This is a genomic window from Glutamicibacter soli, assembly GCF_052322135.1.
GTDB classification, from domain to species: Bacteria; Actinomycetota; Actinomycetes; order Actinomycetales; family Micrococcaceae; genus Glutamicibacter; species Glutamicibacter soli.
Genome location: NZ_CM125969.1, coordinates 217,351 through 243,381, shown reverse-complemented (window position 1 = coordinate 243,381; position 26,031 = coordinate 217,351). Strand labels below are relative to the sequence as shown.

At 65.1% G+C, this 26,031-nt stretch carries 25 protein-coding genes and 1 pseudogene; 12 read left to right on the top strand and 14 right to left on the bottom strand.

Translation table 11 applies throughout. The features are described 5' to 3' along the window. Positions 1-7: 7 nt before the first annotated feature. Both ACTX90_RS01245 and ACTX90_RS01240 read right to left on the bottom strand, forming a co-directional pair. Positions 8-1,309, bottom strand: coding sequence for an ATP-binding protein (locus ACTX90_RS01245; RefSeq protein WP_443442770.1), 1,302 nt, complete (start codon positions 1,307-1,309; stop codon positions 8-10). Positions 1,310-1,480: 171 nt separating this feature from the next. Continuing rightward, positions 1,481-3,136: a thiamine pyrophosphate-dependent enzyme gene (locus tag ACTX90_RS01240; RefSeq protein WP_113607572.1), complete on the bottom strand. Its 1,656-nt coding sequence runs from the start codon at positions 3,134-3,136 to the stop codon at positions 1,481-1,483. 367 nt (positions 3,137-3,503) lie between these two features. Here ACTX90_RS01240 and ACTX90_RS01235 point away from each other — a divergent pair, with 367 nt between their 5' ends. Beyond that, positions 3,504-5,024: a sodium:solute symporter family protein gene (locus tag ACTX90_RS01235; RefSeq protein ID WP_443442768.1), complete on the top strand. Its 1,521-nt coding sequence runs from the start codon at positions 3,504-3,506 to the stop codon at positions 5,022-5,024. A 73-nt stretch (positions 5,025-5,097) separates the two neighbouring features. Here the strand turns inward: ACTX90_RS01235 and ACTX90_RS01230 are convergent, their stop codons facing one another. Next, the gene (locus tag ACTX90_RS01230) at positions 5,098-6,393 is read right to left on the bottom strand and encodes an adenylosuccinate synthase (protein WP_047118139.1); all 1,296 of its coding nucleotides are present in this window, start codon (positions 6,391-6,393) and stop codon (positions 5,098-5,100) included. Positions 6,394-6,917: 524 nt separating this feature from the next. On the opposite strand from ACTX90_RS01230, the gene ACTX90_RS01225 reads away from it, so the two are divergent. Beyond that, positions 6,918-7,550, top strand: coding sequence for a hypothetical protein (locus ACTX90_RS01225; protein ID WP_113607570.1), 633 nt, complete (start codon positions 6,918-6,920; stop codon positions 7,548-7,550). 61 nt (positions 7,551-7,611) lie between these two features. Further along, positions 7,612-8,409 (top strand): MerR family transcriptional regulator, encoded by a 798-nt coding sequence (locus tag ACTX90_RS01220; protein WP_113607569.1) that lies wholly within the window; start codon positions 7,612-7,614, stop codon positions 8,407-8,409. Here ACTX90_RS01220 and ACTX90_RS01215 read toward each other — a convergent pair. The 3 genes from ACTX90_RS01215 to ACTX90_RS01205 form a co-directional block, all read right to left on the bottom strand. Continuing rightward, entirely contained in the window at positions 8,406-9,344 is a 939-nt protein-coding gene (locus tag ACTX90_RS01215) for a DMT family transporter (protein WP_443442765.1), read from the bottom strand. The two genes, ACTX90_RS01220 and ACTX90_RS01215, sit on opposite strands and share 4 nt — an antisense overlap. Next, entirely contained in the window at positions 9,341-9,910 is a 570-nt protein-coding gene (locus ACTX90_RS01210) for a TetR/AcrR family transcriptional regulator (protein WP_231736029.1), read from the bottom strand. Before ACTX90_RS01210 ends, ACTX90_RS01215 begins: the two co-directional genes overlap by 4 nt. 62 nt (positions 9,911-9,972) lie before the next feature. After that, positions 9,973-10,848: a LysR family transcriptional regulator gene (locus tag ACTX90_RS01205; protein WP_120991567.1), complete on the bottom strand. Its 876-nt coding sequence runs from the start codon at positions 10,846-10,848 to the stop codon at positions 9,973-9,975. Between the two features lie 116 nt (positions 10,849-10,964). On the opposite strand from ACTX90_RS01205, the gene ACTX90_RS01200 reads away from it, so the two are divergent. Together ACTX90_RS01200 and ACTX90_RS01195 are read left to right on the top strand one after the other, a co-directional pair. After that, entirely contained in the window at positions 10,965-12,131 is a 1,167-nt protein-coding gene (locus tag ACTX90_RS01200; RefSeq protein WP_443442762.1) for an FAD-dependent oxidoreductase, read from the top strand. 23 nt (positions 12,132-12,154) lie between these two features. Next, on the top strand, positions 12,155-13,399 hold the full coding sequence (locus ACTX90_RS01195) for an allantoate amidohydrolase (protein ID WP_443442760.1): 1,245 nt from the start codon (positions 12,155-12,157) through the stop codon (positions 13,397-13,399). Positions 13,400-13,522: 123 nt separating this feature from the next. On the opposite strand, the gene ACTX90_RS01190 is transcribed toward ACTX90_RS01195, so the two are convergent. The 5 genes and pseudogenes from ACTX90_RS01190 to ACTX90_RS01170 form a co-directional block, all read right to left on the bottom strand. Further along, entirely contained in the window at positions 13,523-13,861 is a 339-nt protein-coding gene (locus ACTX90_RS01190; RefSeq protein ID WP_443442758.1) for a hypothetical protein, read from the bottom strand. 202 nt (positions 13,862-14,063) lie between these two features. Then, positions 14,064-14,711, bottom strand: a complete 648-nt coding sequence (locus tag ACTX90_RS01185) for a Rossmann-fold NAD(P)-binding domain-containing protein (RefSeq protein WP_443442756.1) — start codon at positions 14,709-14,711, stop codon at positions 14,064-14,066. A 70-nt stretch (positions 14,712-14,781) separates the two neighbouring features. Then, a pseudogene (locus ACTX90_RS01180) lies at positions 14,782-15,111 on the bottom strand (tyramine oxidase subunit B); the annotation flags it as partial. A gap of 133 nt (positions 15,112-15,244) precedes the next feature. Further along, positions 15,245-15,592 (bottom strand): P-II family nitrogen regulator, encoded by a 348-nt coding sequence (locus tag ACTX90_RS01175; protein ID WP_047118147.1) that lies wholly within the window; start codon positions 15,590-15,592, stop codon positions 15,245-15,247. A gap of 23 nt (positions 15,593-15,615) precedes the next feature. After that, positions 15,616-16,854, bottom strand: coding sequence for an ammonium transporter (locus tag ACTX90_RS01170; RefSeq protein ID WP_053797208.1), 1,239 nt, complete (start codon positions 16,852-16,854; stop codon positions 15,616-15,618). A 387-nt stretch (positions 16,855-17,241) separates the two neighbouring features. On the opposite strand from ACTX90_RS01170, the gene ACTX90_RS01165 reads away from it, so the two are divergent. Further along, a complete protein-coding gene (locus ACTX90_RS01165; RefSeq protein ID WP_424678642.1) occupies positions 17,242-18,003 on the top strand; it encodes a gamma-glutamyl-gamma-aminobutyrate hydrolase family protein in 762 nt (253 codons plus the stop codon). Between the two features lie 41 nt (positions 18,004-18,044). Beyond that, positions 18,045-18,602 (top strand): TetR/AcrR family transcriptional regulator, encoded by a 558-nt coding sequence (locus ACTX90_RS01160; protein ID WP_047118149.1) that lies wholly within the window; start codon positions 18,045-18,047, stop codon positions 18,600-18,602. Here the strand turns inward: ACTX90_RS01160 and ACTX90_RS01155 are convergent. Further along, entirely contained in the window at positions 18,599-19,222 is a 624-nt protein-coding gene (locus ACTX90_RS01155; protein WP_047118150.1) for a thymidine kinase, read from the bottom strand. The two genes, ACTX90_RS01160 and ACTX90_RS01155, sit on opposite strands and share 4 nt — an antisense overlap. Positions 19,223-19,563: 341 nt before the next feature. On the opposite strand from ACTX90_RS01155, the gene ACTX90_RS01150 reads away from it, so the two are divergent. Continuing rightward, the gene (locus ACTX90_RS01150; RefSeq protein WP_443442752.1) at positions 19,564-19,860 is read left to right on the top strand and encodes a hypothetical protein; all 297 of its coding nucleotides are present in this window, start codon (positions 19,564-19,566) and stop codon (positions 19,858-19,860) included. Here the strand turns inward: ACTX90_RS01150 and ACTX90_RS01145 are convergent, their stop codons facing one another. Continuing rightward, positions 19,861-21,243, bottom strand: a complete 1,383-nt coding sequence (locus ACTX90_RS01145; RefSeq protein ID WP_443442750.1) for an amino acid permease — start codon at positions 21,241-21,243, stop codon at positions 19,861-19,863. It abuts the gene before it with no gap. A 121-nt stretch (positions 21,244-21,364) separates the two neighbouring features. After that, positions 21,365-22,645 (bottom strand): kynureninase, encoded by a 1,281-nt coding sequence (gene kynU / locus ACTX90_RS01140; protein WP_443442748.1) that lies wholly within the window; start codon positions 22,643-22,645, stop codon positions 21,365-21,367. A gap of 106 nt (positions 22,646-22,751) precedes the next feature. Between kynU and ACTX90_RS01135 the strand changes: the two genes are divergently transcribed. The 4 genes from ACTX90_RS01135 (at position 22,752) to ACTX90_RS01120 (ending at position 25,985) form a co-directional block, all read left to right on the top strand. Beyond that, complete coding sequence (locus ACTX90_RS01135; RefSeq protein ID WP_047118154.1) at positions 22,752-23,237, top strand: Lrp/AsnC family transcriptional regulator; 486 nt, start codon at positions 22,752-22,754, stop codon at positions 23,235-23,237. Between the two features lie 225 nt (positions 23,238-23,462). Then, positions 23,463-23,876: a hypothetical protein gene (locus tag ACTX90_RS01130; protein ID WP_113607565.1), complete on the top strand. Its 414-nt coding sequence runs from the start codon at positions 23,463-23,465 to the stop codon at positions 23,874-23,876. Further along, on the top strand, positions 23,860-25,320 hold the full coding sequence (locus ACTX90_RS01125; protein WP_231736031.1) for a sensor histidine kinase: 1,461 nt from the start codon (positions 23,860-23,862) through the stop codon (positions 25,318-25,320). Before ACTX90_RS01130 ends, ACTX90_RS01125 begins: the two co-directional genes overlap by 17 nt. Continuing rightward, positions 25,317-25,985 carry a response regulator transcription factor gene (locus tag ACTX90_RS01120; protein ID WP_047118157.1) on the top strand — a complete coding sequence of 223 codons (669 nt, stop codon included), beginning with the start codon at positions 25,317-25,319 and terminating at the stop codon, positions 25,983-25,985. Before ACTX90_RS01125 ends, ACTX90_RS01120 begins: the two co-directional genes overlap by 4 nt. Positions 25,986-26,031: the final 46 nt, after the last annotated feature.

Genomic DNA, 26,031 nt, shown 5'->3' with positions numbered 1-26,031 from the left:
GTGCGCCCTAGAGCATTTTCCGCGAACGCAGGTAGTCGGCCAGGTCGTCGTAGCGGCCGTGCTCGTTGCCGAAGCGGACCACGTTCCGCGCGGATTCGAGCCACGGCAACGTGGAAGGCTTGACCTCCCCGATGGCCTGTTGGACATGGCCCATGTCCACGGGAACGACCTCATTGCGTTCGATGGACTGCATCATGGCCTTCTCCGCGGCCGTGGTGCACAGATGCTCCAGGTCGGCTCCGGAGAACCCGTCGGTGCGGGAGGTGATCCATTTGAGATCGATACCGGCGATGGGGCGGCGCTGCAGGTGGTGGCGCAGGATCGACCCGCGGGCCTCGGCATCGGGAGGGGTGACCAGCACGGAGCGGTCCAGTCGTCCGGGGCGAAGCAGCGCCTCGTCCAGATCCCACGGATGATTGGTGGCGGCCAGCACGTAGAGGCCGTCGTTGTTGGCCGAGAGCGAGTCCATTTCCAGCAGCAGCTGGTTGACCATCTGGCGCAGCCAGGAGGCGGAACCGGTCAGCGAGCCGCGGCGCAGGCCCAGCGCGTCGACTTCGTCGAGGAACAGCACCGTCGGGGCGTTCGCGCGGGCCTTGTCGAACACTGCCTTCAGGTTCTTCTCGGTACCTCCCACATGCGAGTCGAGGATGTCGGTCATGGTCACGGCCATGAAGTTCGCCTGCAGCTCGCCGGCAACCGCCCTGGCCACGAAGGTCTTGCCGCAGCCCGGCGGGCCGTAGAGCAGCAACCCGCCGCGCAGCGACTTGCCGAAGGCCTTGGCGATGGCCGCGTTGCGCATGGGAGCCAGGAAGGATTCGTTCAGCCGGTCCTTGACCGCCTGCAGCCCGCCCACGTCGGCCAATGTCACCGGTTCGCCCGCCGGCTCCAGCGGCGGCTCCAGCGCGCCGGAATCCTCGCTGATCTGGAGGGGCTGCTCGATGAAGGGCGCGGCCAGCGCGTCGCTGAACTGCGCGGCGGCCGCGGTCCAGTCATAGCCGCCGTCCGCTGCATCCGTTCCGGATCCCGGGTCGGGTTCAGATGCGGAGGGGGCCGGCGCTGTTGGCTGCGGCGGCTGCACGGGGCGCTCGGCGGCAGCCGTGCCGCCGACCAGTGCCGCGGTCACCTGGCCCAGCAGGCCCAGCGCAGTCGCGTTTCCGGGGTCTTTCTGGATTACGAGATTCAGCTGAGCCAGTGCTTCCGCTTGGCGGTTGGCTCCGTGGAGCAGCTGCGCGAGGTGCAGCCCGAGCTCCAGATCTTCGGGGGCCTGCTCAACGGCGCGCTGCAGGCTGGCAATTAGGGCTTCGTTCACGGTTTGTCGGCTCCCCGAGTCTCGTCGTCCCTGCCGCGGATTCCTGCACAGCAGAGCAATGCCTTTTTAAAGGCATCCAGCGGGCGCCCAAAAAGGACACCCGCTGGAATTATACGTCTATTGAGCCGGGGAATCCCCTCCGCACGACACCAGCCGCGCGGAACGGAGCCCCTAGTAGGCCTTGACGCCCTGCTCCACGATCAGGTGGATCAGCGCAAACTTCTTGTCCTCGTCGATGGCCTTCAGCGCCGCTTCCAGCGCCGCCGGAACCTCGGCGTCCTGCTCCACGCGCACGCCGAATCCACCGAAGGCCTGGGCCATCAGCGCGAAGTCGGGGTTGGCCAGCTGGGTGCCGGAGACGCGCTCCGGATACTGGCGCTCCTGGTGGGTGCGGATGGTTCCGTACTGCTGGTTGTCCATGATGATCACCAGCGGGGTGGCGCCGTACTGCGCGGCGGTAGCCAGTTCCTGGCCGTTCATGAGGAACTCGCCATCGCCGGCGATGGTGACGACGCGGCGGCCCGGGTAGCTCAGCGACGCCGCCACGGCGGACGGCACGGAGTAGCCCATGGAGCCGTTGCGCGCCGAGATCATCGAGGCGTATCCGTTGGTCGGGAAGTAGCGGTGAGCCCAGTTGGTGTGCTCGCCGGCGCCGAAGGTCACCATGGCGTCCTCGGGCAGCGACTGCACCAGATTGGCCATCATGGTGGCCATCTTGGCCTGGCCCTCGGATGGAGCTGCCGGCGGAAGCTGCGCGAATTTCTCCTGCTCGCCGCGCATCCGCGAGGTCCATTCCTTCCAGGAATCCTTGACCGGCAGGTCCATCAGCAGCAGGTCGCGGACGAACACGTCCGGCTTGGCCACGATCTGATGGGAAACCGGACCTGAACGACCACGCAGGGCGGGGTCGATGGTCACGATGAAGTTCTTCTTTTCCCAGTTCTGGCGGACGTTGAACCCGTCGGTGATCACGTCGCCCGGAACGGTGCCGACGAAGACGAGCAGGTCGGTTTCTTCGAGCAGGTCGTAGGTCGGCTTCGGACGTCCGTAGCCGATCGGGCCGACGTAGGACGGCGAGCTGAACGGGACGGTGCCCTCGCAGCGCCACTCCGCGGCTGCCGGCAGGTCGTGCTCTTCGAGCCAGCGGGTGAAGTCCGCGGCGCCCTCGTGCGACCAGTCGTTGCCGCCGAAGACGAACAAGGGCTTCTCGGCTTCCTGCAGGGCCGAGTTCAGCGCCTTCCAGTCGGTCACGGTCATGCCGCCGGTGGCCACCGGAATCTCCGGGTGCAGCTCGGCGGAGATTTCATGGCGGATGATGTCCTCGGGCAGACCCACGACCACCGGGCCGGGGCGGCCGGACATCGCCGCGAACATTGCCTCGGCGACGATTTCGCTGGCGCGCTCCGCATGGTCGAGGATCATCACGCGCTTGGCGCCGGTGCCGAACCAGGCCTTCGGATCGAATTCCTGGAACGCTTCCTTTTCCCGGTGCTCGAAGGGAATCAGGCCGACGAACAGCACCAGCGGGGTGGAGTCCTGCCATGCGGTATGCAGCCCGACGTGGGCGTTGGCCGCGCCGGGGCCGCGGGTCACCATGGCGACGCCCGGGCGCTGGTGCAGCTTTCCGTCGGCTTCGGCCATGTAGGTCGCCCCGCCTTCGTGGCGGCAGACGATTGTCTCGATCGGCGAATTATGCAGTCCGTCAAGGACGTCGAGGTAGCTCTCCCCCGGAACGACATAGGTGCGCTCAACACCGTGCGCGGCGAGCGTATCGACAATTACATGTCCGGCAGATTTCCGCATCTGCGCTTGACCGTTTTCACTCATGTTCTAGGGGCGTCTTTCTTTTTCTAGGTCGTCAGACGCAACAACGAGTTAAAAGATCATTGTGATCGTGCGATGCAACGTTGCGTCGTCAAAAAACACTACTAAAACCAGAGTAATTGCACAGCATGAATACCTATTGCTACGCGAGTATGACATGATGCGCGACTTCATGCATATCCTTGCTCATATTGTCTACAGAATTCCGAACAGTGGGACAGTGTCCTTCATCACTGAAATCCACTCCCGCCAAACGGCGTCGCGCAACCCGGAATGTTGACCAGATCACGTTGAAATAATATTCTATTAGAAAACTAATGTTTACTGGCAGGAATCACCGGCTAGTCAAACTCTCCAGTTAGGTTCTCCCATGGAATTCATTAACGGAACGATAGTCGCGGTCTACCTCGCGGCCATGCTGGCCTTCGGCTGGTGGGGCAAGTCCCGGACCAAAAACAGCAGCGACTACCTGGTAGCCGGGCGCCGACTTGGTCCGGTGCTCTACACCGGCACCATGGCCGCAGTGGTCCTGGGCGGCGCGTCCACCGTGGGCGGCGTGGGCCTGAGCTACAAGTGGGGCATCTCCGGCATGTGGCTTGTCGCGGCGATCGGCGCCGGCGTCATCCTGCTGTCCCTGGCCTTCGCCCCGACGCTGCAGAAGCTGAAGGTCTTCACTGTCTCCCAGATGCTGAGCCTGCGCTACGGCAGCAAATCGGCCACGAACACCTCCGGCATCGTGATGCTGGCGTACACGCTGATGCTGTGCGCGACCTCGACCAGCGCCTACGCCACGATCTTCGTGGTGCTCTTCGACTGGGAGAAGTGGGTGGCCATCGCCGTGGGCGGCGCCATCGTGGTGGTCTACTCGACCATCGGCGGCATGTGGTCCATCACCCTGGCCGACCAGGTCCAGTTCGTCATCAAGACCATCGGCATCTTCGCGCTGATGCTGCCGTTCTCGCTGAACGCGGCCGGAGGCATGGACGGCATCCGCGAGCGCATCGGCGCCGAGTTCTTCGACATCACCGGCATCGGGCTGCAGTCCATCATCACCTACTTCGTGGTCTACACCCTGGGCCTGCTGATCGGCCAGGACATCTGGCAGCGCGTGTTCACTGCCAAGACGCCGAAGGTCGCCCGCTGGGGCGGCACCACCGCCGGCATCTACTGCATCATCTACGGCATAGCCGGCGCCCTGATCGGCATGGCCGCCCGAGTGGCGCTGCCGGACATCACCGGGGCCGATACCAACAAGGATGTCGTCTACGCGGAAGTTGCCACGCAGCTGCTGCCGGTGGCCGTGGGCGGCCTGGTCATGGCGGCCGCCGTGGCGGCCATGATGTCCACCGCTTCCGGTGCGCTGATCGCCGCCGCGACCGTGGCCCGCACCGACGTCACCGCGTTTGTCGCCGGCTGGTTCGGCCGCACCATCGAAGTGAACTCGAACGAAAACCCGGAGCACGACGTGCGCGCGAACCGCATCTGGGTGCTGGCGCTCGGCGTGGTGACGGTATCGCTGGCGATCCTGGTGGACGACGTGGTTGCGGCGCTGACCATCGCCTACGACATCCTGGTCGGCGGACTGCTGGTCGCGATCATCGGCGGCCTGCTGTGGAAGCGCGGCAACGGCCTCGGGGCCACCGCCTCGATGGCGGCCGGCACGCTGGTCACCCTGGGCACCATGATCGTGCTGGAGATCCAGGCCGAGAACAAGTTCGACGGTGTCTACGCCAACGAGCCGATCTACTTCGGCCTGATCGCCTCCGCGCTGACCTTCATCGTGGTGTCGCTGGCCTCCAAGCCCACCGATTCCGGGGTGCTCGCGCACTGGAACCTGCGCGTCTCGGGCAAATCGCAGGAAGAAGGCGTCATGGCGGAAACCCGCAACTAGCCTGCGCAGCAACCACAAAAGCATCGAGCCACCGGCCCCGGGAGGGGCAGGTGGCTCGATGCTTTTCTCCTGTTTAGAGCTTGTCGCTCAGCAGGTCGTGGCGCACGATGGTCTGGTCGCGGTCCGGACCCACGCCGATGGCGGAGATGCGGGTGCCGCTGATCTTCTCCAGGGCCAGGATGTAGTTGCGGGCGTTCTCCGGCAGATCCTCAAGGGTCTTGGCTCCGGAGATGTCCTCGGTCCAGCCCGGGAAGTACTCGAAGATCGGCTTCGCGTGGTGGAAGTCGGTCTGGGTCATCGGCATTTCATCGTGGCGCACGCCGTCCACGTCGTAGGCCACGCAGACGGGGATCTGCTCGATGTTGGTCAGCACGTCCAGCTTGGTGACGAAGTAGTCGGTGAAGCCGTTCACGCGCGAGGCGTGGCGGGCCAGTACCGCGTCGTACCAGCCGCAGCGGCGCGGGCGGCCGGTGTTCACGCCGAATTCGCCGCCGGTCTTCTGCAGGTACTCGCCCATTTCGTCGAACAGCTCGGTCGGGAAGGGACCTGCGCCCACGCGGGTGGTGTAGGCCTTGATGATGCCAATCGAGCGGGTGATGCGGGTCGGGCCGATGCCCGAGCCCACGGATGCGCCGCCGGCGGTCGGATTCGACGAGGTCACGAACGGGTAGGTGCCGTGGTCGACGTCCAGGAAGGTGGCCTGGCCGCCTTCCATGAGCACGACCTTGCCCTCGTCCAGCGCCTTGTTCAGCACGTAGGTGGAATCGATGACCAGCGGACGCAGGCGGTCGGCGTAGGACAGGAAGTACTGCACGATGTCCTCGGCGATGACGCTGCGGCGGTTGTAGATCTTGACCAGCAGTTCGTTCTTCTGGCGCAGCGCGCCTTCGACCTTCTGGCGCAGGATGGATTCGTCGAAGACATCCTGCACGCGGATGCCCAGGCGTCCGACCTTGTCCATGTAGGCGGGGCCGATGCCGCGACCGGTGGTGCCGATGGCGCGCTTGCCCAGGAAGCGTTCGGTCACCTTGTCCATGGTCTGGTGGTACGGGGCCACCAGGTGGGCGTTGGCCGAGACGCGCAGGCGCGAGGTGTCCGCACCGCGGGATTCCAGGCCGTCGATTTCCGCGAAGAGGGCTTCCAGGTTCACCACGCAGCCGTTGCCGATAATCGGGTTGGTGTCAGGGGAAAGAATGCCGGCTGGCAGGAGCTTGAGCTCGTACTTTTCGCCGTTAACGACCACGGTGTGCCCGGCGTTGTTGCCGCCATTGGGCTTCACTACGTAGTCGACTTTGCCGCCGAGCAGGTCGGTGGCCTTTCCTTTACCTTCATCGCCCCACTGGGCTCCGACGATCACGATTGCTGGCATGGGATCCTCCCCCTTGCATAAAAAGCAGCGGTTGCGGCGTGCTTCGCGCCGGCCCGGCACGGTACCGGGCAAAAAATATGCCCCTGTCCTGCTCACTTGCCCGAGCCGGGCATCGCAAGAGTTAGGGGCTCTTACGACCAAAGTTTACCGAACCGCTAGCGGAAGTGCGAGCCGGGAAGCCTTCCGGCGCGTGGTGGGCTGGTTCTGCACGCGTCGAGAAGCCCGGAAAAACGGTATGCATTGGGCTTCAATTCACTCCATAGCCTTGATTAATCCTGCAGCTACGGCAGTATGGATGGACGGCGCCGGATAGTCATTTGCACCACGTGGCACGCACCGTTTGCACCGCACCGACAGGACCGTACACAACGCAAGGACAACCGATGAAAACGCAGCCTCGTCTTCTGGCTCTCATTCCAATCGCGGCACTTCTCGCCGCGTGCACGCCGGGCTCCCCGGACGCGCCGGCGGGCGATTCGGCCACGGCTTCCAGCACTCCTACGGCCGCATCATCAAGCCCGACCATGACAAATAGCCCGAGCGCTACGCCAACGCGGCAATCGCCAAGCACCACCGAAACCGAGTCAGCCGCCGAGGTCGACACCCGCGACTGGAAGACCTTTGCCGTCCACGGCATTTCCTTCAAGTATCCAAGCAACTGGACCATCCGCGTGGATGACTTGGACGACCCGTCTCCCGATCCGGATAATCCCTATCAGGATTGGGACATCGTCACCGAAAAAGGCCACTCCATCGCCACGTTCGAGGCGAATTCAGCCAAGGACACCGACGGCGATCTTGCCACCTACAAGCGCACCACCTTGGAAACCGAAAAGGTTCCGGCGAAGCTGCACACCCCCGCAGTGTTCGTGGCGGAGCACTTCGTCCAGACCGAATCCGGAGACGACTCGAATGACGAAAAGTTCGTCATGTTCCTGAGCACCAAAGAAAGGGCCGAGGACCGCGGCACGGACCCTGCGTTGTCCTACTTCATGCCCGTCGCCGACTTCTATACCATCTTCGAGTCCGATGGCGATCTGCCAGAGGCATTGGGCATCGACGACGACCACGTAACAATCGAAGCGGCCAAGAAAATCATGAAATCGCAGGAATACCGAACCCTGAAGGCGATGATGCTCAGCGTCTCCGTCAAGTGACAGCAAGAAAATCTGCCTCATTCTTGACCCTGACACCGTGTCAGATGGGATAACTGAAGACATGTTGACCATTGGGCAGTTCGCGCAGATCGGCCAGGTGACCCACCGCATGCTGAGGCACTGGGACACCGCTGGCCTCTTGGTCCCCGCTCACGTGGACCGGGCCAGCGGCTATCGATCCTACGATCCCTCGCAGCTGCATCGGCTGCACCGGATCGTCGCGCTGCGGCAGCTGGGGTTCGGCCTGGCCGAAATCTCGTTGATGCTCGAAGGCGCAGCAGATCTCGAACGGCTCAAGGACCTGCTTCAAGCCCGCAGGTCTGATGTCGCCGCCGAGTACGAACTGGCAACCACCCGGCTGGCGGATGTCCAACGCCGGTTGGATCTCATCGAACAGGAGCACCACATGTCCAGGATCGAACTGATCGACAAGCCGTTGCCGGCGCTGCGACTCGCCGCGCTGACACGTACCGTGCAGTCCCAGCCCGAAATCGCGACCGTCATCGGCGGCATGTTCGCCCAAGTCGAGGCCGCGCTTCCCGAAATTCCCGACTCCATGGCCATTGCCCAGTACCGTCCGGTCGAAGACGGGCTGGAAGTCACGGCGGGTTTCGAATATGCAGGGCCGGCGGTGGCCGGATGCGACATCGTTGAGCTTGGCGCGCAGCCGGCGGCGCTATGCGGGGTGCATCTGGGGTCCATGGACCGCATCCACGAAAGCTGGCAGGCGGTGCACCAGGAAATCCTCGACCGGGGTTCGGCCCCCAGCGGCCCGTGCCGGGAACTGTACGTACGCTCGGAACCGGAGGACCAGTCCGACTGGGTCACCGAACTGCAGCAGCCCTACGCGCGGAGCTAGTCGACGTCCAGCAGCACGCCGGCTCGCAGCGGCACCCGGGACCGGGGCCGCAGAAGCAGGACAACCAGCGCCGCGGCGATCAGCACCATGCCAATCCACCCCATCAGGCCCACGCGCTCGCCCAGCAGGAACACGGCGAGCGCCGCGGCAACGGCAGGTTCGCTCAGCGTGACGGTGGTTGCGGTACTGGCCGGGACCCGGGACAGGGCGATCCCGAACAGGACGTATCCCAGGAACATCGGGACCAAAGCCATATAGGCGGCGACCGCGAAATTCAGCGGATCCTGTACCAGCGGCGCCCCGGTGGCCAGCAACACCGGCATCAGCAGCAAACCTCCCAGGCCGAAAACCGCTCCCACCGCTGCCTTCCGTGGAATCCCGTTGGCCATCAGCCGTCCGGCGGCCCAGGAATAGACTGCGTAGCTGGCACCGGCGGCAAGTCCCAGCAGGCAGCTGGGAAAGACCGTATCGGCATTGGCGTTGTCCCCCGCGGCCCTGGCGAATCCCAGCAGCGTACTGCCGGAGATGCCCAGCGCCGCCGCCAGATACCAGCGGGTGGTGAGCTTGATTCCGTCGATGAGCCGCTCAAGAAGTCCGGAGAACAGCGGTGCGGTCCCCAGCGAAATCACGGTTCCCAGGGCGACGCCGCCCAGATGCATGGACGAATAGAAGGCCAGCGGATAAACCAGGATGCCCACGGCCCCGAGCATGACCAGGCGTCGGTTGATCACCAACGGGACTCGGGCTGCCTTCAGGGAACGTGCGCCGAGCACCGCTTGGAGCAGCCCGCCGATGCCGAGCGACGCAGCCCCGATGGCCAGGGGCGAGACGCCGTGGGCCTGCGCCGCGGCGGTGCCGGTGGTTCCCCAGAGCACCGAAGCCGCCAGCAGCATCAGCACCGCTGTGCCCTGCGCACCGCCGGCCGGATTTTTCACAGGGCACGCACCATGCTGGTGATCAGCGACTTGGCTCGGTGCAGCAGTTCGCTGTGGCCTTCCAGGCCGGCCCGCGAGATGGCGCCCTCAAGCAGGAAAGAGATCTGTTCGGCGAGCGCGGCGGCCTGCCTGGAATCGGTCAGCGATTCAAGATGTTCGCGGAGCAGGTCTTCAACTTGGGCCTTGTGCCCGGCCACGATGGACCGTCCGGGGTCTCCCGCCGGCAGCTCCGCGGCCGCGTTCAGCAGCCCGCAGCCGCGGAAACCATGCTCATAACCGGCCTCGGCATGGTCGAGGTAGGCGTCCACGATGGCCAGCACGCCGCCGACCGGATCCGAGGACGCACCGAGGCGGGCGCGATATAGTTCCAGCCATTCCTCGTGGCGGGCCTGCAGGTAGGCCGCCACCAGCCCCGACTTGGATTCGAAATTGTTATAGAGGCTCATCTTGGCCACTCCGGCTTCCGCGATGACTGCATCGATGCCCGTGGCGGAAATGCCGTGGGCATAGAAGAGCCGGGCCGCGGCATCCAGGAGCTTGGATCTGGCATCAAGGCGCGGGGACAAGGGAACCTCCAAGTAGACAGGTCGGTCTAAATAGACAGACTAGTCTAGTTAGACCGATCAGTCTAGGTTGTTCCCGCGGCTTCCTTCAGGCATCGCAGAAACACGTCCGCCGCGGGATTATCCGAGCTCGCCGCCGCATAGAGGGCGCTGCGCGGATTGCCGGCGATCGGCCGGAACACCACCTCCGGCATCTGGAAACGCGACACCGAGGCCGGAAGGATCGACACCCCGAGCCCGGAGGCCACGAGCCCCAGGATGGTTTCCTGATGGATGGCGCGTTCGACGATGCGTGGCGGGGAAAAGCCTTCGAACAACGAATGCACCAAGGTGTAGAAACCATTCATGTACTTGTAGGGGAAGAGCACAAAGTCCTCACCCAAAAGCTGCTCAATCTCCAGCTCCGCCTGCCCCGCGAGGCGGTGGTCCGCTTGGATCACCGCTACCAGCGGCTCGGCAAGCACCTCGGTGAGCACGAGTCCCGGAACCGGAGCCGGGTCACGCAGGATTCCCAGATCCAGCTTCCCATCCAGCAGCTGGTCAATCTGCTCATCGGTGGTCAACGGGCGCAGCGCAAGATCCACACTGGGCCGCAGCTCGCGAAATAGCCTAATGGCACCGGGCAGGGCCGCATAACTGGCCGAACTGACGAAACCCACGGCGATCCTGCCCCGCAGCCCAAGCCCGGCCTCGGTCAACTCATGGTTGGCCCGCTCAAGATCCGCCAACAGCGGGCTTATCCGATCGCGATAGGCGCGCCCCGCAGGGGTCAGCTCGACGCTGCGCGTGGTGCGGCTGAAAAGCCGCACCCCGAGCTCCTGCTCAAGCTTCTTGATCGCCACGGTCAAGGGCGGTTGCGACATCCGCAGCGAGTCGGCGGCGCGCCCGAAGTGCAGGTGCTCGGCCACCACGAGAAAGTACTGAAGCTGTCGAAGTTCCATGCATCTATTGTTGCACGAACACTAATAATTTCATTGAAAATAGTATTGGACTAGATAATAATTTTTGTGGGTTACTGGAAGCGGAACAATCGCACACCGTCGTCCAGGAGCACACAATGAGCCAGAAGACCCACGCCCCATCCGCCGAATACATTGTCATCGGAGCGGGCTTGAGCGGTGCCGCAGCCGCATGGAAGCTCGCCCAGCGCGGCCACGAAGTCGCACTGCTCGAGCGCAAGGTTCCCGCCGCGGCCGATGCCAGTTCGCATGGCTCGGCGCGCATCTTCCGCTACGCCTACCCTGACAGCTTCTACACGGATCTGGTCTGCAGGGCGCGGACCGCCTGGGACGAACTTGAGCTGGCCAGCGGGCAGCAGCTGATCTCCCCGCACGGCTCGGTCGACTACGGGGCATTGCGCAACCCCCGCCATTTGGCGTCGGTATTGGAATCCGCGGGAGTCGAGCACGAACTGCTCAGCGCAGCCGAAGCGCGCGACCGCTTCGCGGGCATCGACTTCGACACCGAGGTGCTTTGGCATCCGGGTGCCGGCGTCATCGATGCCGAACGGTCGGTGCAGGCCATGGTCGCCCAGGCCAAGGCGCATGGTGCTCGGGTCGAAACCAACTGGCCCGTCGCATCCGTTGAAGCAGCCGGCAGCGGCTACCGGGTCAACAGCGCGGACGGGCGCTCCTACCTCGGGTCCAGAATCGTCGTGGCCGCCGGAGGGTGGCTGCCCGGGCTGCTGGGCAACCTGCCGCTGCCCGCGGGCTTCGCAGGCAGCGTGCCGACGATGGACGTCTACCAGGAAAACGCATACCACTTCCCCTACCGCAACCAGGATCCCGAGGCCCGCCTAGCCTGGCCCACGTATATCCACAAGGATCCAGCATTCAAGTCCTATGGCCTGCCTGGCGGACGCGATGCCGGGTTCCGCGGTCAAAAGGTCGCCGAATACATGGGCGGGCGCCGAATGGACAGCGCCGCGGCGCAGGACGGGCGCATCGATCCGGCCAACCGCGAACGCGTCATCGACTACGTCAAGCGCTACCTGCCCGGTCTGGACCCGACCCCGTATGCGGAGACCACCTGCATCTTCACGTCCACGCCCACCGAGGACTTCATCATGGACGAAGCCCAGGGCATCACCATCATGTCCCCCTGCTCGGGACACGGGGCGAAGTTCGGCCCGCTGCTCGGTGACCTGGCCGCAGACCTGGCCACCGGAACCGGCACGGTTCCGGAGCTCTTCCGCCTGTCCTCCCATGCCAAGGCCCTGGCCTAGAGCGAACCCGCAGGAGAAATCGCATGCAGCATCTTGACACCGCCAGCACCATCCCCGCTTCCACCGTCGCCTCGCTGATGGGGCAGATCGCCGGCATCGGGCGGGACCGGCTGCGCGGCGGCTACACCCGTCCCGTGTATTCCACTGCAGAGCTGGACCTGCGCGGCTGGTTCACCGAGCAGGCCGCCGCGCGGCAGCTGAGCGTGGAGCAGGACGGCAACGGCGCGCTGTGGGCTTGGTGGGACCTTCCCTCCGGGATCCGTGCGGACGCCGTGGCCACCGGAAGCCATCTGGACTCGGTCCCCGGCGGCGGGGCCTTCGACGGGCCGCTGGGGGTAGCCAGCGCGCTGGCCGCCGTGGACATCCTGCGGTCCAGGAACCTGAAACCCACCCGCCCACTGGTCTTGGCAGTCTTTCCCGAGGAGGAGGGATCCCGCTTCGGGGTGGCCTGCCTGGGTTCACGGCTGCTGACCGGCGCCATCGACCGGGACAAGGCGCTGAACCTGCGCGATCCGGACGGCAACACCTTCGCCGAAATCGCCGCGCACCATGGGCTGGACGTACGGCGCATCGGAGCGGATCCGGCGCTGCTCGGACAGCTCGGCGCCTTTGTCGAACTGCATGTGGAACAGGGGCTCGGGCTTGGACAGCTGCAGCATCCGGTGGCCGTGGGCGGATCCATCCTGGGCCACGGGCGCTGGAAGCTGTCCATGTCCGGGCAGGGCAACCACGCCGGCACCACGCTCATGCGCGACCGCCGCGACCCCATGGTCGCCGCCGGCCGGACCATCGCCGCCGTGCAGCAGATTGCCCGCGCCCAGGACAACGCCCGCGCCACCGTCGGAAGGCTGCACCCCGTTCCCGGCGGCACCAATGTCATTGCCTCGCGCGTGGATTTCTGGCTGGATGTCCGGCACCCGGACGACGCGGTCACCGCAGCCGTGGTCCAGGACATCCACCGCGCCGCGCAGCAGATCGCGGCGGAAGAAGACTGCGGCTTCGAATTCTCGCAGGAGTCGCTCAGTCCGACCGTCGGCTTCGACGCCGACTTGTCCCGCAGGCTGGGCGCGTCGCTGGGCAACGCTCCCGTCTTGGACACCGGAGCGGGCCATGATGCGGGCGTGCTCGCCGGGCACGTTCCCAGCGCCATGCTGTTCGTCCGCAATCCCAGCGGCATCTCCCACTCCCCCGAGGAATACGTCGAGGATGCGGATGCCGAGCTCGGCGCGCTGGCACTGGCTGACGCGCTGCAGGGCTTGTTGAGCTGATCCCCGCGCCAGACGAACCCCCTGCGCGAAAGCCCGGGGCCGCATCCGGAGAATTCCGGATGCGGCCCCGGGCTTTCGCCCGCGCCGCCGAAGCTGCCACCGGCAACCCGAGGCTCGTTCCAGTCAGAAGGACTTCAACAGCGCCGGGACATCGTTCCGGTCGGGATTCGGGTGCCCGTAGTTTCGCGCACGTACCGCGGCCACCAGGCCGAGCACGAGCAGCAGCAGCCCCGCGGCCGTGGTGAATCCCAGCAGGGCCGCCAAGCATGCGGCAAAGAGGATCAGCGTGTTGCGGCGGTAGACTCTCGCCACCGACCGCGGCTGGGAACGCGCCGCGTTGCGTGTCGCCAGCCAGTACACCACCGCGAGGGCCAGCTGCGGCCAGCCCGCTGCATAGCCCGGCAGCAAAAGAATCCCCGCGCCGGATGCCGCAAAAAACAGAACTTCGGCCGCTGGCCTCATCAACAAGCACCTCCCCGTGCATCACTAGGACCCCATGCTATCGGCCGTCCGGCGCATCCGGCCCCACCCGCCACGCGGTCGGGCGCGGACGTTAAATAGCAGTTAAATAGCAGTTCCCCGGACGGGGGCCACACTCCGCCGTCCGGGGAACTACATCCATGCGGGCTCCGTTTCCGAAGCCCGGGTCTCTTGCCGGGTGCCGCTACGCGAGCACCGGGGCCTGCCACAGGTTCAGCACCTGGCCGAGGTCCTTCTGCTCCGCCGAACGGTACAGGTCCGTCGCCCACGCCACGTCCTCGATCGGCATGCCGCCGACCGAGTAGAGGATGATCTCCTCGTCATTGCGGCGCGCGGGGATCTTGCCGGTGGCCACGTCCGCGATTTCCTCCAGCTTGGACTCGGGCAGCTTGCCCTCGCGCATCAGGTCGTGGAAGTGCGTACCGGGGATGCCCAGCAGCTCGTAGGCCTGGGTGTCGTATTCCTCGGCCCAGGCGTCGTACAGCCCCCGGGCATCGAGCACCAGGCGGGCCTGGTTGATCACGAAGTCGTCGTCGAACCTGGCCGCGGCCGGCAGCAGGAACAGCGCCCCGGGCTTGATGGCGGAGGCCGGGAAGTACGGGAAGGCCCCGGAACCCTCGATGTCCGTGCTGGTGGTAGCCATGACGATGTCCGCGTCCTTGATGGCCTCCTCGATGGTTTCCGCTGCGATGACGTTGGCCACCTGCGGGAAGTTCTCGCGGATGTACGCGGCAAAGGTTTCCACGCCGGCGGCCGAACGCCCCTTGATGCGCACGGTGTCGATGCCCGGGCGCAGGGTCAGCGTGGCGTCGATGACGGACTTGGCGATCACCCCCCGGCCCCACCACGGCGGCGATCTTCGCATCTTCCCTGGCCAGGTGCTTGACGCCCACGCCCGGCACCGCCCCGGTGCGGTAGGCGCTGAGCAGGTTGGCGCTCATGATCGCCATCGGCGCCCCGGTATCGGTGTCGTTCAGGGTGAACAGGTGGATGGAGCGGGGCAGGCCCTTGGCGCGGTTGGCGGTGTTGGAGCCGTACCACTTGACCCCGGTGGTGCCGAAGCGGCCGCCGAGGTAGGCGGGCATCGCCATGAAGCGGCGGTCCGGGCCGTCGCAGGGCATGCCCTCGTGGACCGGCACCTCGGGGAAGGTGATCATCGCCCCGTGGGAGTTGCCGTTTTCGCCGGCCATCATGTAGTCCCCGTTGCGGAGCAGAATCAATGCCTCTTCCATGACGTCGGTGCAGCGGGCGATGTCGGTGACGCCGGCGGCGATCATGTCCTGTTCGCTGAGGTAGCGGAAGTTGATTGCGGTCATTGGTGGACCTTTCGTGAATGAAGTGCGGAAGCTGGTGGTTGGTGGATTTCTAGATGGCCGCTTCGCCGGTTTCGCCGGTGCGGACGCGGATGATCTGCTCCAGCGAGGCAACCCAGACCTTGCCGTCGCCGATTTCGCCATCCGGGCCTGTCCGCGCGGCCTCCAGAATGGTGTCCAGCGCGCTGTCCACCTTCGCGTCCGGAACGAGCAGTTCCAGCCGGATCTTGGTGCGGAAGTTCACCGAGTATTCCTGGCCCCGGTAGTATTCGGTGCGCCCGCCCTGGACGCCGCGGCCCTGCACCTCGGTGGCGGTCATTCCTGTGAATCCGGCTTTCTCCAATGCGGCGCACACGCTTTCGAGCCGGATCGGCTTGATCACTGCGGTGACGAGTTTCATTTGCCTGCCTTTCGATGCGGGACTTAGAACGGACGGCTGTCGTAGGCGGTTTCGGCATGGACCGAACGGTCAAGTCCGGCTTCCTCGTCCGCCTCGTCCACACGGATCGGGCGGATCTTGTTCATGACCCACAGGATCGCGAAGGTCATGCCGAAGCTGTAGCCCAGCGTGACCGCAATGGCGATCAGCTCGCTGCCCAGCTCAGAGAACGCCCCGCCGAAGACGATGCCCGCCATCTCGCCGGGAGCCGCCGGGTTGGCGAAGAACGTGGCGAACAGCGAGCCGGTGATGCCCGCGATGCCGTGCACCGCGAAGACATCCAGCGAGTCGTCGATGCGGTGGCGGCGTTTCCAGGTGATGGCCCAGGCCGCGGCCGCCGCAGCCAAGAAGCCGACCATGATGGCGCCGACCGGGCCGACCACGTCGGCCACCGGGGTGATGCCGACCATGCCGGCGATCGCGCCGGTTCCCAGGCCCAGCATGGTGGCATGCCCGTCGCGGATCCGTTCGATCGCGATGAATCCGAGCATGCCGCCGCACAGCGACAGCAAGGTGGTGAGCACCACGTACTGGGCCAGGAAATTCGCGCCCCCGGCCGTGCCGCCGTTGAAGCCCATCCAGCCGGTGGCCAGCAGGCCCACGCCGATCATCATCAACGGGAGGTTGTGCGGACGTCCGGCCTGCGCCTTGCGGCGGCCCAGCACCACCGCCAGCGCCAGGCCGGCGGCGCCGGCGTTCATGTGCACCGCGGTGCCGCCGGCGAAATCATGGAAGCCCAGCTGGTTGCGCATCCAACCGCCCACGGTCCCGGCTTCCGGATTGTCGAAGGCGAAGACCCAGTGCGCCAGCGGGCTGTAGACCACCAGAACCCACAACGCCACGAAAACCAGCCAGGATCCGAATTTCATGCGGCCTGCGGCGCCCGAGGCCACCAGGGCGGCGGAGATCGCGGCGAACAAGACGTAGAACGCCGCCCAGAAGGTTCCGCCGGCCTCGTCATCGCTCATGAAGTCGGTGTAGAACGAGAAGTCCAGCGGGTTGCCGATGAGCCCCAGTCCGCCGACCGAGTCGCCGAGTACAAGCCCGTGGCCGACCACGACGTAGACGACGCCGGTCACGGCCAGTGAACTGAGCACCATGAGCATCATGTTCAATACGTTGCGTCCGTTGAGCATGCCGCCGTACAGCATTGCCAGCCCAGGAAACATCAGCAGGACCATGGCGAATGCAGCCAGCAGCCAAGCCATGTCAGCAGCTTCCATCTCGGGACCCCTTTCGAAGAGTTTGAGTGCGAGTGGGTTCAAACTATCGACGTGAGATTCCGCGGTGCTTTCGATTTTGTTTCTGCGAAGAAACAGAATGTTTCATTATTCGAGCCACATATCGCGGTCGTGACATTTATGTAAATTGCGCGTCGCTGCCCGAAATAATTTTTGCCTCGCATTCACTCCGGGAGTATTTTCGAGAGCACATTCATACACGCCAGCACGGGATTGTTAACGGAAGGCTATTGAAGAATTTCCGGAAATCCCGGTGAAACAATCCTGACCTAATCACGAAATCACGCGGTTTTACACTGGCAGGGCACCCCGCGAATTTACCGCTCCGACGCATCTGCCGGGAGCGGCCAAGGCCAAATGGAGCCCGACATGGAACCGATGAAAATTGCCGTCCTGCATATCCGCGACACTCGCGAGCACGACCCCGGATTCCAGCTGGAGCTGGACGAGCTCAATGCCAGCGCCGCCACACAGATCCTCGCGGAGGGGCATGAACCGGAACTTGTCGCGACCTGGCAGCTGTCCTTGGAACAGGTGCAGCAGCTCGTGGACTGTTCGGATGCCGTCATCATCATGGGCGGCGAAGATGTGGACCCGGAATTCTACAACGGCCCTGAAGACTACCCGGGATCCGGAACCCACGAGCCGCAGGCCGACCGCATTCAGATCGCCGCCATCCGCTACGCAATGGCCACCGGCACTCCCCTGCTGGGCATCTGCCGGGGCATGCAGCTGCTCAACGTCGCCTTGGGAGGAACCCTGGTGCAGCACCTGCACAACGTGCAGGACCACCGGCGCGAAGGGACGGATCCGTTTGCGCAGACCCGTGTGGGCTTTGTCGCCGAAGCGCTGGCCGAAGACTTGTCGTCCGGGGACCTCCACCTATGCTCGCACCATCAAGCCATCCACGCCCTCGGGGCGGGGCTGCAGATCGCGGCCATGTCCAGCGACGGCGTGATCGAGGCAGTGGTCCACGACTCCGCCAAGGCCACAGCGGTGCAGTGGCACCCGGAGCACTCGCAGACTGCTGCTGCCCAGCTGGGTCCGTTAATCCGGCGGCTGGCGCACCAGCACGCGCAACCGGCCGCAGGGGAGGCTGAAATCCTGCAGCACCAGTTCGCCGGCGCATAGCCGCCGGTCCGTGGGACAGGGCGTACGTCTAGACTTGAGGCATGGCATTGACTCAGTTAACGGTCGTGGATACCGCGGTCGACATCCTGCAACAGTTCGGATTGGCTGATTTGTCGATGCGTCGACTGGCCAAGGAACTGGATGTCCAGGTCGGCGCCCTGTACTGGCACGTGAAGAACAAGCAGGAGCTGCTGGCCCAGGTCGCGGCGAAGCTGCTGAACACCCCGGCGCTCGCGGTGCGGGCCGAGGACTTCGCTTCGCCGGGCGAGGCGGTGCTGCAATTGATGCGCAAGCTCTATCTGGCGCTGCTTCCCATCCAGGACAGCCCCGAGGTCATCGAGGTTGCCAGCGCCATGCAGGTGAAGGACCTTCAGCCGGTGCTGCTCCTGCGTGCCCTCTTGCAACGGGCCGGGCTGACTGCCGAGCAGGCGCGCTTCGGCCAGCAGCTTTTGCTCAACCACGTGCTGGGCTCGGTCGCCTACCGCCAGAACCTCATCCAGCTGGACGTGGACTCGGAGGAAAGCGACGGCTACGACTGGGGCCTGCAGCGGGCCGTCGCCGGGCTGCTTTCCCCGGCGCCAGCCCCCGCGCAGGATTAACCGAGCGTTCCCCCGGAAAGCTCCAGATAGCAGGCCGCGCACAGCGATTCGTACCAAACGTCCTCGCCGTCGATGGCCACCTGGTCCCCGTCGAACACCACGTTCTGGCCGATGCGCCGGGTGTTGAACATGGCCTTGCGCCCGCAGCGGCAAATCGTTTTCAACTCTTCAAGCGAGTGCGCCAGCTCCATGAGCCGGGCCGAGCCGGGGAACGCATGGGTGCGGAAGTCCGTGCGGATGCCGTAGGCCAGCACCGGAACGTCATCGAGCACTGCAATACGCAACAGGTCGTCGACCTGCTGCCGGCTCAGGAACTGGGCTTCGTCCACCAGCAGGCAGGCCACGGGCGGAGCGTCGATGTGCGGGACGAGCGCGTCCGGGTCGTCGCCCGAAGCCAGTGCCGCGAACTGCTCGCGGACGTTGTCCAAGGGCGACACAATCAGGTCCACCGCACGGCTCAGTCCGAGCCGGGAAACGATCGAGCTCTCCCCCTTGGTGTCCACCCCGGGCTTGGCCAGCAGGATCCGCTGCCCGCGCTCTTCGTAGTTGAAGGCGGCCTGCAGCAAGCTCGTCGATTTGCCCGAGTTCATTGCCCCGTATCGGAAATACAGCTTGGCCACAGTCGCCCCTTGTCGAATCCATCGGCCTGCCAGCGGCAGACCACCTACGATTTTAGCGCCCGGGACCCATTCCTCCATGACACTGCATGTCGTTCCGCGACCAATTGTGACCGAGCGGCGTGCGGATCGCCGCCGCCGCTTCCCCCGCACCGAAACGGTTTTATAGCATGGAGCCAGCTTCACGAGATCTGATCGCTGGGAACCCCACGGGTTCCGGCAAGGCTCCGACCGATCAGGCGCCAACCCCACACAGTTGTACGGCGGGTGGCTCGGATGACGAAGCGGCTCGCGGCGCATCCGGCGCTTCGGGCAAGGACAACAACCTGCAAAGGCGTGGACCCATGAGCAAGCAAACCCATCTCGGCCTGGCCGCGAAGCCGCTGACAGCCAACCCCCTGCCCCGCTTCGCCAATGACTGGATCAGCGCCTGGCTGCAGTTGGACGGCGGCACCGGGTTGCTGCATATCGGCGCGGGCCCGCGCGAATGGATTCTGGAACCGCTCGATCCGACGGCGCTGAGCGCCGCCGTAGATCCGGGAACCCAGATCGAGGGCCAGTTCAATCCCGATTTGAAGATCGCCCTGATCCCCGGATCGCATCTGGTGGCGGGCAGCTCGTTCTTCCGGCTGCGCGCGTAGTCAGCTGCGCGCCACGGGCTGCCGGCGGGCGAAAACCAGCCAGTACAGCAGCGACATCACGACCACAAACGGCAGGCCGAAGACCAGCGTGAACTTGAATTCCTCGACGAACAACGTGGTCAGCAGCAGCCCGCCCAGCAGCGCCGCCCCGAGGATGGAAGCCGCGGGGTAGCCCGGCAGCTTGAATTCCAGCGGGCTGCGCTCGCGGGCGGCCTGACGGCGGAAGCTGACGTGGGTCAACAGGATCATGAACCAGGTGGCCAGCGCGCCGAAGGTGGCCAGCGACATCATCAGGCCGAAGCCTCCCTCGGGGAGCACCGCAACGGCGATCGCCGCCACGGCGATGCCTCCGCCTGACATCCACACTGCATGCACCGGGGAGCCGTTGCGGCTGGTGCGGTGCGCCAGCTTCGGGGCATGGCCTGCATCTGCCAGCGAGTGCAGCATGCGGGTCGCCGCGTAGAGCTGGGCGTTCATCGCCGACAGGGCCGCGATGATCAGCACGAAGTTCAGCACCGAGCTGGCAAAGGGGATGCCCACCTGATCCATGACGGTGACAAACGGCGAACCGCCGGAGATCAGTTCGCTGGTCGGCGCAATGGCAAGGATCAGCGCCATGGTCAGCACGTAGAACAGCAGCAGGCGCAGGAAGGAGACCTTGAAGGCCTTGCGCACCGCGAGCTGCGGGTTGCGGGCCTCGGCGGCCGCGATGGAAATCGCTTCGATGCCCATGTAGGAGAAGATCGCCACGATCACCGCGCTCCAGGTGCCCGACAGGCCGTTGGCGAAGAAGCCCGAATCAACGCTGTAGTTCGCGAACCCGAAGCCGTCGGCCGGGTCGTGGAACACCAGCCAGGCGGCGATGACGATGAAGGCGATGACCGCGAAGACCTTGATGGCGGAGAACCAGTATTCGGTGGTGCCGAAGACCTTCACGCTGGAGAAGTTCACCGCGAGCAGGGCGGCGGAGAACAGCAGCACCCACAGCACCCCGGGCACCTCGGGGAACCAGAACTGCATGTATTCGCCGATGGCGCTGACCTCCGTGCCGACCGCAAAGATCAGCGCTGACCAGTACATGTATTTGGTCAGGTAGCCGGCGTAGCGGCCGAGGTAGCGTTCGGCGTACACGCCGAAGGAGCCGGCCACCGGCTGCTTCACGGTCATTTCGGCGAGCGCTCCCATGACCAGCAGCGCGATCACTCCCCCCAGCACGTAGCTGAAGATGACCGAGGGGCCTGCCATCGCGATGGCGAGCTTGCTGCCGGCGAACAGTCCGGTGCCGATGGCGCTGCCCAGGGCGATCATCGCCATCTGGGCAGGGGTCAGCGATTTCTTCAGGCCGGGGCCGGGCCCCTTGGTTCCAACCGGCTGCTGCGCCAACGATGCTCCCTGCTGTGTACGTGTGCGGCACGCGGATCTTCATTTGCGCGCCGCGTCTAAGCGTACTCGGGAGCTTTCACCCCGGATCTTCGCCGAAGATCCGGGGTCTGGCGGATACCGCCTAGGTCACGGCATTTCGGACCGTGAACTCTTCGCGCTGCCAGTCGCCGGTGTGCAGAATCTCACGCAGGATTTCCACCGCATCCCAGATGTCGGTGCGCGAGAGGTACAGCGGGGTGATGCCGAAACGCAGGACCTCCGGCTCGCGGTAGTCTCCGATGACGCCGCGGGCGATCAGCGCCGCCATGATCTCGTAGCCGTGCTCGTGGCGGAAGCTGACGTGGCTGCCGCGCTGGGCGTGCTCGCGCGGGGTGACCAGTTCCAGGCCGTGGTCGGCGCAGCGGGTCTCGACGAGCTCGATGAACAGGTCGGTGAGTTCCAGCGAGGCGGCGCGCACCGCGTCCATATCCGCTTCCAGGGCGATATCCAGCCCGACCTCGATCATGGCCAGGGAGGTCACCGGCTGGGTGCCGCACATGAAGCGGCGCACGTCGTTGGCCGGGGTGTAGTGCTCGGCCATCTCGAACGGGGCGTTGTGCGACCACCAGCCGGACAGCGGCTGCCAGAAGCGGTCGTGGTGGCGGGCGTTGACCCAGATGAAGGCCGGGGATCCGGGCCCGCCATTGAGGTACTTGTAGGTGCAGCCCACCGCGTAGTCCGCGTCCGCGCCGTTCAGGTCTACCGGGACCGCACCGGCGGCATGGGCCAGGTCCCAGATAACCAGCGCGCCGGCGTCGTGGGCGGCGGCGGTGATCTGATTCATGTCCCACATGGAACCGGTCCGGTAGTTGACGTGGGACAGCGCCAGCACGGCGGTGTCATCACCCAGGGCCGCGCGCAGCGAGGCCTCGTCATCGATGAGCTTGACCTCGTAGGGCACACCCGTTTCCTGCGACAGCGAGTTGACCAGGTCGGCCAGTCCCTCGGCGATGTAGATGTCGGTCGGGAAGTTGTCCCGTTCGGTGATGATGACTCGGCGGTGCGGCGCATCAGACTTCTGGGTGCGCAGCGCGGAGGCCAGCGCCTTGAACAGGTTCAGACTGGTGGTGTCCGTGATAGCGGTTTCGCGGGGGTTCGCTCCCAGCAGCTGGCCCAGCTTGTCGCCGAGCACCAGCGGAAGCTCAAACCAGCCGGCTTCGTTCCAGGAGCGGATCAGGCCTTGGCCCCATTCTGCGGTGACGACCTGCGCCGCGCGTTCGGCCGCGCCATGGGGCAGCGCACCGAGCGAGTTGCCGTCGAGGTAGATCACCGATTCGGGCAGTGCGAAGCGGTTCTTGAACCGGCGCAGCGGATCCTGCGCGTCGAGCTGTGCCAATTCCTCGCGGGTGTGTACCGTCTGCACGCTGTGCTTCCCTTCCTGGATGCCATGAATGTCCCTCCATCGTAGAATCAGAAGCAGGAAAATTTCTTGGGTTCCGAATTTTTGCAAATAATAGGGAGGCTGATCCGTGCCGGATTCAGTATGGGCAGTTTCGGGGGCCGACTCGGCGAATTCCGTTCACATCGACGAGGTTGACTTGGCGATCCTCGTCGAACTGAGCCGGGATGCCCGCCTGGCGAACAACGTCTTGGCGCAGCGGGTGGGCTTGGCTCCTTCGACCTGCCTGGGACGCGTCAAGATGCTGCGCACCCGCGGGGTGATCGAGGGCTACGAGGCCAAGATCAACGAGAAGCTGCTGGGTGTCACGGTCAACGCGATGATCTCCGTGATCGTCGCCCCGCAGGCCAGGGACCGGATGCTTCCCGCGGCCAAGGCCCTGGCGGCGCTGCCTCCGGTCCGCGACGTTTTCGTGCTCGGCGGCACCCCGGACCTGCTCATCAGGGTCGCCACCCGGTCCATCGACGAGTTGCGCACTTTCGTCGCGAGCCATCTGGGATCTAACCGTGCGTTCTCCTCCACGCAGACGAATATCATCTTCGAGCACCTGCGCTAGCCGGGGTGCCGGTGGACGTCAGGTGAACATCCGCTGAAATCCAGGTGCCTGCGCTGCGGACTGCGCCGTCGCACCACATCATTCGAAGAATTCTGCGAACCCTCGATGACCTGATGATTTTTATTTCACATGGCCGTATCATGAGCCTTGCTGCGATTGGGGAGCACACCACACGATGAGCCGTTTTCTCATGTTCGTCTCATCTGGCACGACGAGAATGAGGACATGGGAAAACGCATAGCGCTTCGGGCGATTGGCCTGGTCGCGGCTCTCGCCATCATCGGAGCGGGAATCGCGGCTCTGGCTCAGTTGGTCTCCGGACCTTCCCAGAGGGATCTGGGCCCGGGCATCGTCGTCCACCAATCCGAGGTGCCCAGCGAGGACGCCGGCTTCGCCGAGCGTACCGGGGAACCTGCCGACCCGTCGGCCGCGCCTACCCCGAGCAAAGACCCCAAGGAACCGGCCAGCCCGTCGGCCTCGGCGAGCCCCTCGGCCTCCAGCAAGCCGAGGCCTTCGAAAACCAGCTCTCCCAAGCCCACCCAAGGTCCGGTCAAACCGCTTCCGCCGAAGGCCCCAGTGGATGATGACGACGCTTGGGACGACGACGCCTACGATGACGACGATGATGACGACGACTAGCAGACCGCCGCGTCGCCGGGTCTCCATCCGAGCCCGCGTGCTCGCCTCGATGATCCTTCTGGTTGGCTTCGCCCTGGCGGTCTCCGGTGCCGCGATCTACGTCTACGAACGCCAGGAGCTCAACGCGCGCCTGGATGATTCACTGACCCGCACCGTGGAGGAATTCCGGGTGCTGGCGGAAACCGGCATCGATCCGCAGACCGGCAACGGCTTCAAGCACGCCGAGGACCTGCTCTACACCGCCATGCAGCGCACGCTGCCCGCCCGCTACCAGGGCATGGTGGGTTTGAGCGCTGACCAGCTGCAGTGGACTGCCCCCGCCACCGTGGAAATGCGGCTGGAGGAAGACCCGCAGTTCCTGGAATGGGCCAAGACCAGCGCCGCGGACCAGCATGTGCGCATCGAGAATTTCGAGACTGAACTGAGCGAATACCGCGCCATCGTGGTTCCGATCCAGCTCTCCTCCGACCCCAAGCCAGCACGCTTCGTGCTGGCCTACGACTACACGGCCGAAGTCAGCCGCATCAACAAGCAGTTCATGGTGTTCTTCGGCGTGGGCCTGGTGGTAATGCTGCTTGCCGGAGGTGCGGCCTACCTGATTGTCGGGCGCATGCTCGAACCCATCCGCCGGCTGCGCGACACCGCCCGCCAGATCTCCGAATCCGACCAGTCCTCGCGCATCGAGGTCACCGGGGACGACGAGTTCGCGGAGTTGACGGTCACCGTCAACGACATGCTTGACCGGCTTCAGGACGCACTGAATTCCCAGCGCCAGCTGCTGGACGACGTGGGCCACGAGCTGCGCACCCCGGTGACCATCATCCGCGGCCACCTGGAGCTCATGGATGTCCAGGATTCCGAGGACGTCGCCCAGACCAAGGACATCGCACTGGACGAACTGAAGCGCATGTCGCTGCTGATCAACGACCTGATGACCCTGGCTGGGGCCAATCGCGCGGATTTCCTGTCCGCCAAGCCGACCGACATCGGCACCCTGCTGGACGAAATCCTGGACAAGGTCCGCGCGCTGGGAAACCGCGACTGGCGCATCGGCCACCGCGAGGAAGCCAACGTCACCCTGGACCCGGCCCGCATTACCCAGGCCATGTTGCAACTGGCCGCCAACGCCGTGAAATTCTCCGACGAGGGTTCGCGCATCGATTTAGGCTCGGCCATGCTCGAAGAGCAGGACAAGGCGCCGGTGCTGCGCCTCTGGGTGCACGATGCCGGCGTGGGCATCGCCCCCGAAGACCTTGAACGGATCTTCGAGCGCTTCGGCCGCGGCCAGAACAGCGACCGGGCCAAGGGCTCCGGGCTGGGCCTGAATATCGTATCGGCCATCGCCGATTCCCACGGCGGATCGGTCTGGGTGGATTCCGTGCCCGGCAGCGGTTCGACGTTCTACATCGACATCCCCTTGGCCGAAGGAGCCCACAGCGTATGAGCCTCATCCTGATCATCGAAGACGAACCGCGAATCAGCTCCTTCATTGCCAAGGGCTTGAAGGCCGCCGGCTTCATCCCCACCGTCTGCGCCACCGCGCGCGAGGGCTACGCCCAGGCCCGGTCCGGGAATTTCGAGCTGATCATCTTGGACCTGGGGCTGCCGGACGAGGACGGCTTCAGCCTGCTGCGTCGGATGCGCGAATCGCACATCGACGTCCCGGTGATCATCCTGACCGCCCGAAACAGCGTGGACGACACCGTGGCCGGGTTGCAGAACGGCGCGGACGACTACATGGCCAAGCCCTTCCACTTCGACGAGCTGCTGGCCCGGGTGCGGCTGCGGCTGCGCACCGAAGACTCGTCCTCCGACGTCTCGGTCCTTTCGCACGGAAACATGGAAATGGATCTGCTGCGCCGTCTGGTCACTGTCGACGGTGTCGAGGTGGACCTGTCAGCCCGGGAATTCTCACTGGCCGAGGCCTTCCTGCGCAACCCGGGGCTGGTGCTCAGCCGCGAGCAGCTGCTCTCCAGGGTCTGGGGCTACGACTTCGACCCCGGCTCCAACGTGGTGGACGTGTACGTGCGCTACCTGCGCAACAAGCTGGGCGGGGAGCGTTTCGAGACGGTGCGCGGCGTCGGCTACAGGCTGGCCCGCGAATCCTAGGATCCCGCAAAACCAATGCCTTGGCCGCCTGTCCCCTTGCGGGGCT

Bases quoted from the DNA above. Each gene is read 5' to 3' on its own strand.
- ACTX90_RS01230 (WP_047118139.1), bottom strand. From the start codon at position 6,393: ATGCCAGCAATCGTGATCGTCGGAGCCCAGTGGGGCGATGAAGGTAAA.
- ACTX90_RS01225 (WP_113607570.1), top strand. From the start codon at position 6,918: ATGACAAATAGCCCGAGCGCTACGCCAACGCGGCAATCGCCAAGCACC.
- ACTX90_RS01235 (WP_443442768.1), top strand. From the start codon at position 3,504: ATGGAATTCATTAACGGAACGATAGTCGCGGTCTACCTCGCGGCCATG.
- ACTX90_RS01175 (WP_047118147.1), bottom strand. From the start codon at position 15,592: ATGAAACTCGTCACCGCAGTGATCAAGCCGATCCGGCTCGAAAGCGTG.
- ACTX90_RS01165 (WP_424678642.1), top strand. From the start codon at position 17,242: ATGGAACCGATGAAAATTGCCGTCCTGCATATCCGCGACACTCGCGAG.
- ACTX90_RS01195 (WP_443442760.1), top strand. From the start codon at position 12,155: ATGCAGCATCTTGACACCGCCAGCACCATCCCCGCTTCCACCGTCGCC.
- ACTX90_RS01125 (WP_231736031.1), top strand. From the start codon at position 23,860: ATGATGACGACGACTAGCAGACCGCCGCGTCGCCGGGTCTCCATCCGA.
- ACTX90_RS01120 (WP_047118157.1), top strand. From the start codon at position 25,317: ATGAGCCTCATCCTGATCATCGAAGACGAACCGCGAATCAGCTCCTTC.
- ACTX90_RS01190 (WP_443442758.1), bottom strand. From the start codon at position 13,861: ATGAGGCCAGCGGCCGAAGTTCTGTTTTTTGCGGCATCCGGCGCGGGG.
- ACTX90_RS01200 (WP_443442762.1), top strand. From the start codon at position 10,965: ATGAGCCAGAAGACCCACGCCCCATCCGCCGAATACATTGTCATCGGA.
- ACTX90_RS01220 (WP_113607569.1), top strand. From the start codon at position 7,612: ATGTTGACCATTGGGCAGTTCGCGCAGATCGGCCAGGTGACCCACCGC.
- ACTX90_RS01170 (WP_053797208.1), bottom strand. From the start codon at position 16,854: ATGGAAGCTGCTGACATGGCTTGGCTGCTGGCTGCATTCGCCATGGTC.
- ACTX90_RS01130 (WP_113607565.1), top strand. From the start codon at position 23,463: ATGGGAAAACGCATAGCGCTTCGGGCGATTGGCCTGGTCGCGGCTCTC.
- ACTX90_RS01205 (WP_120991567.1), bottom strand. From the start codon at position 10,848: ATGGAACTTCGACAGCTTCAGTACTTTCTCGTGGTGGCCGAGCACCTG.
- ACTX90_RS01150 (WP_443442752.1), top strand. From the start codon at position 19,564: ATGAGCAAGCAAACCCATCTCGGCCTGGCCGCGAAGCCGCTGACAGCC.
- ACTX90_RS01240 (WP_113607572.1), bottom strand. From the start codon at position 3,136: ATGAGTGAAAACGGTCAAGCGCAGATGCGGAAATCTGCCGGACATGTA.
- ACTX90_RS01160 (WP_047118149.1), top strand. From the start codon at position 18,045: ATGGCATTGACTCAGTTAACGGTCGTGGATACCGCGGTCGACATCCTG.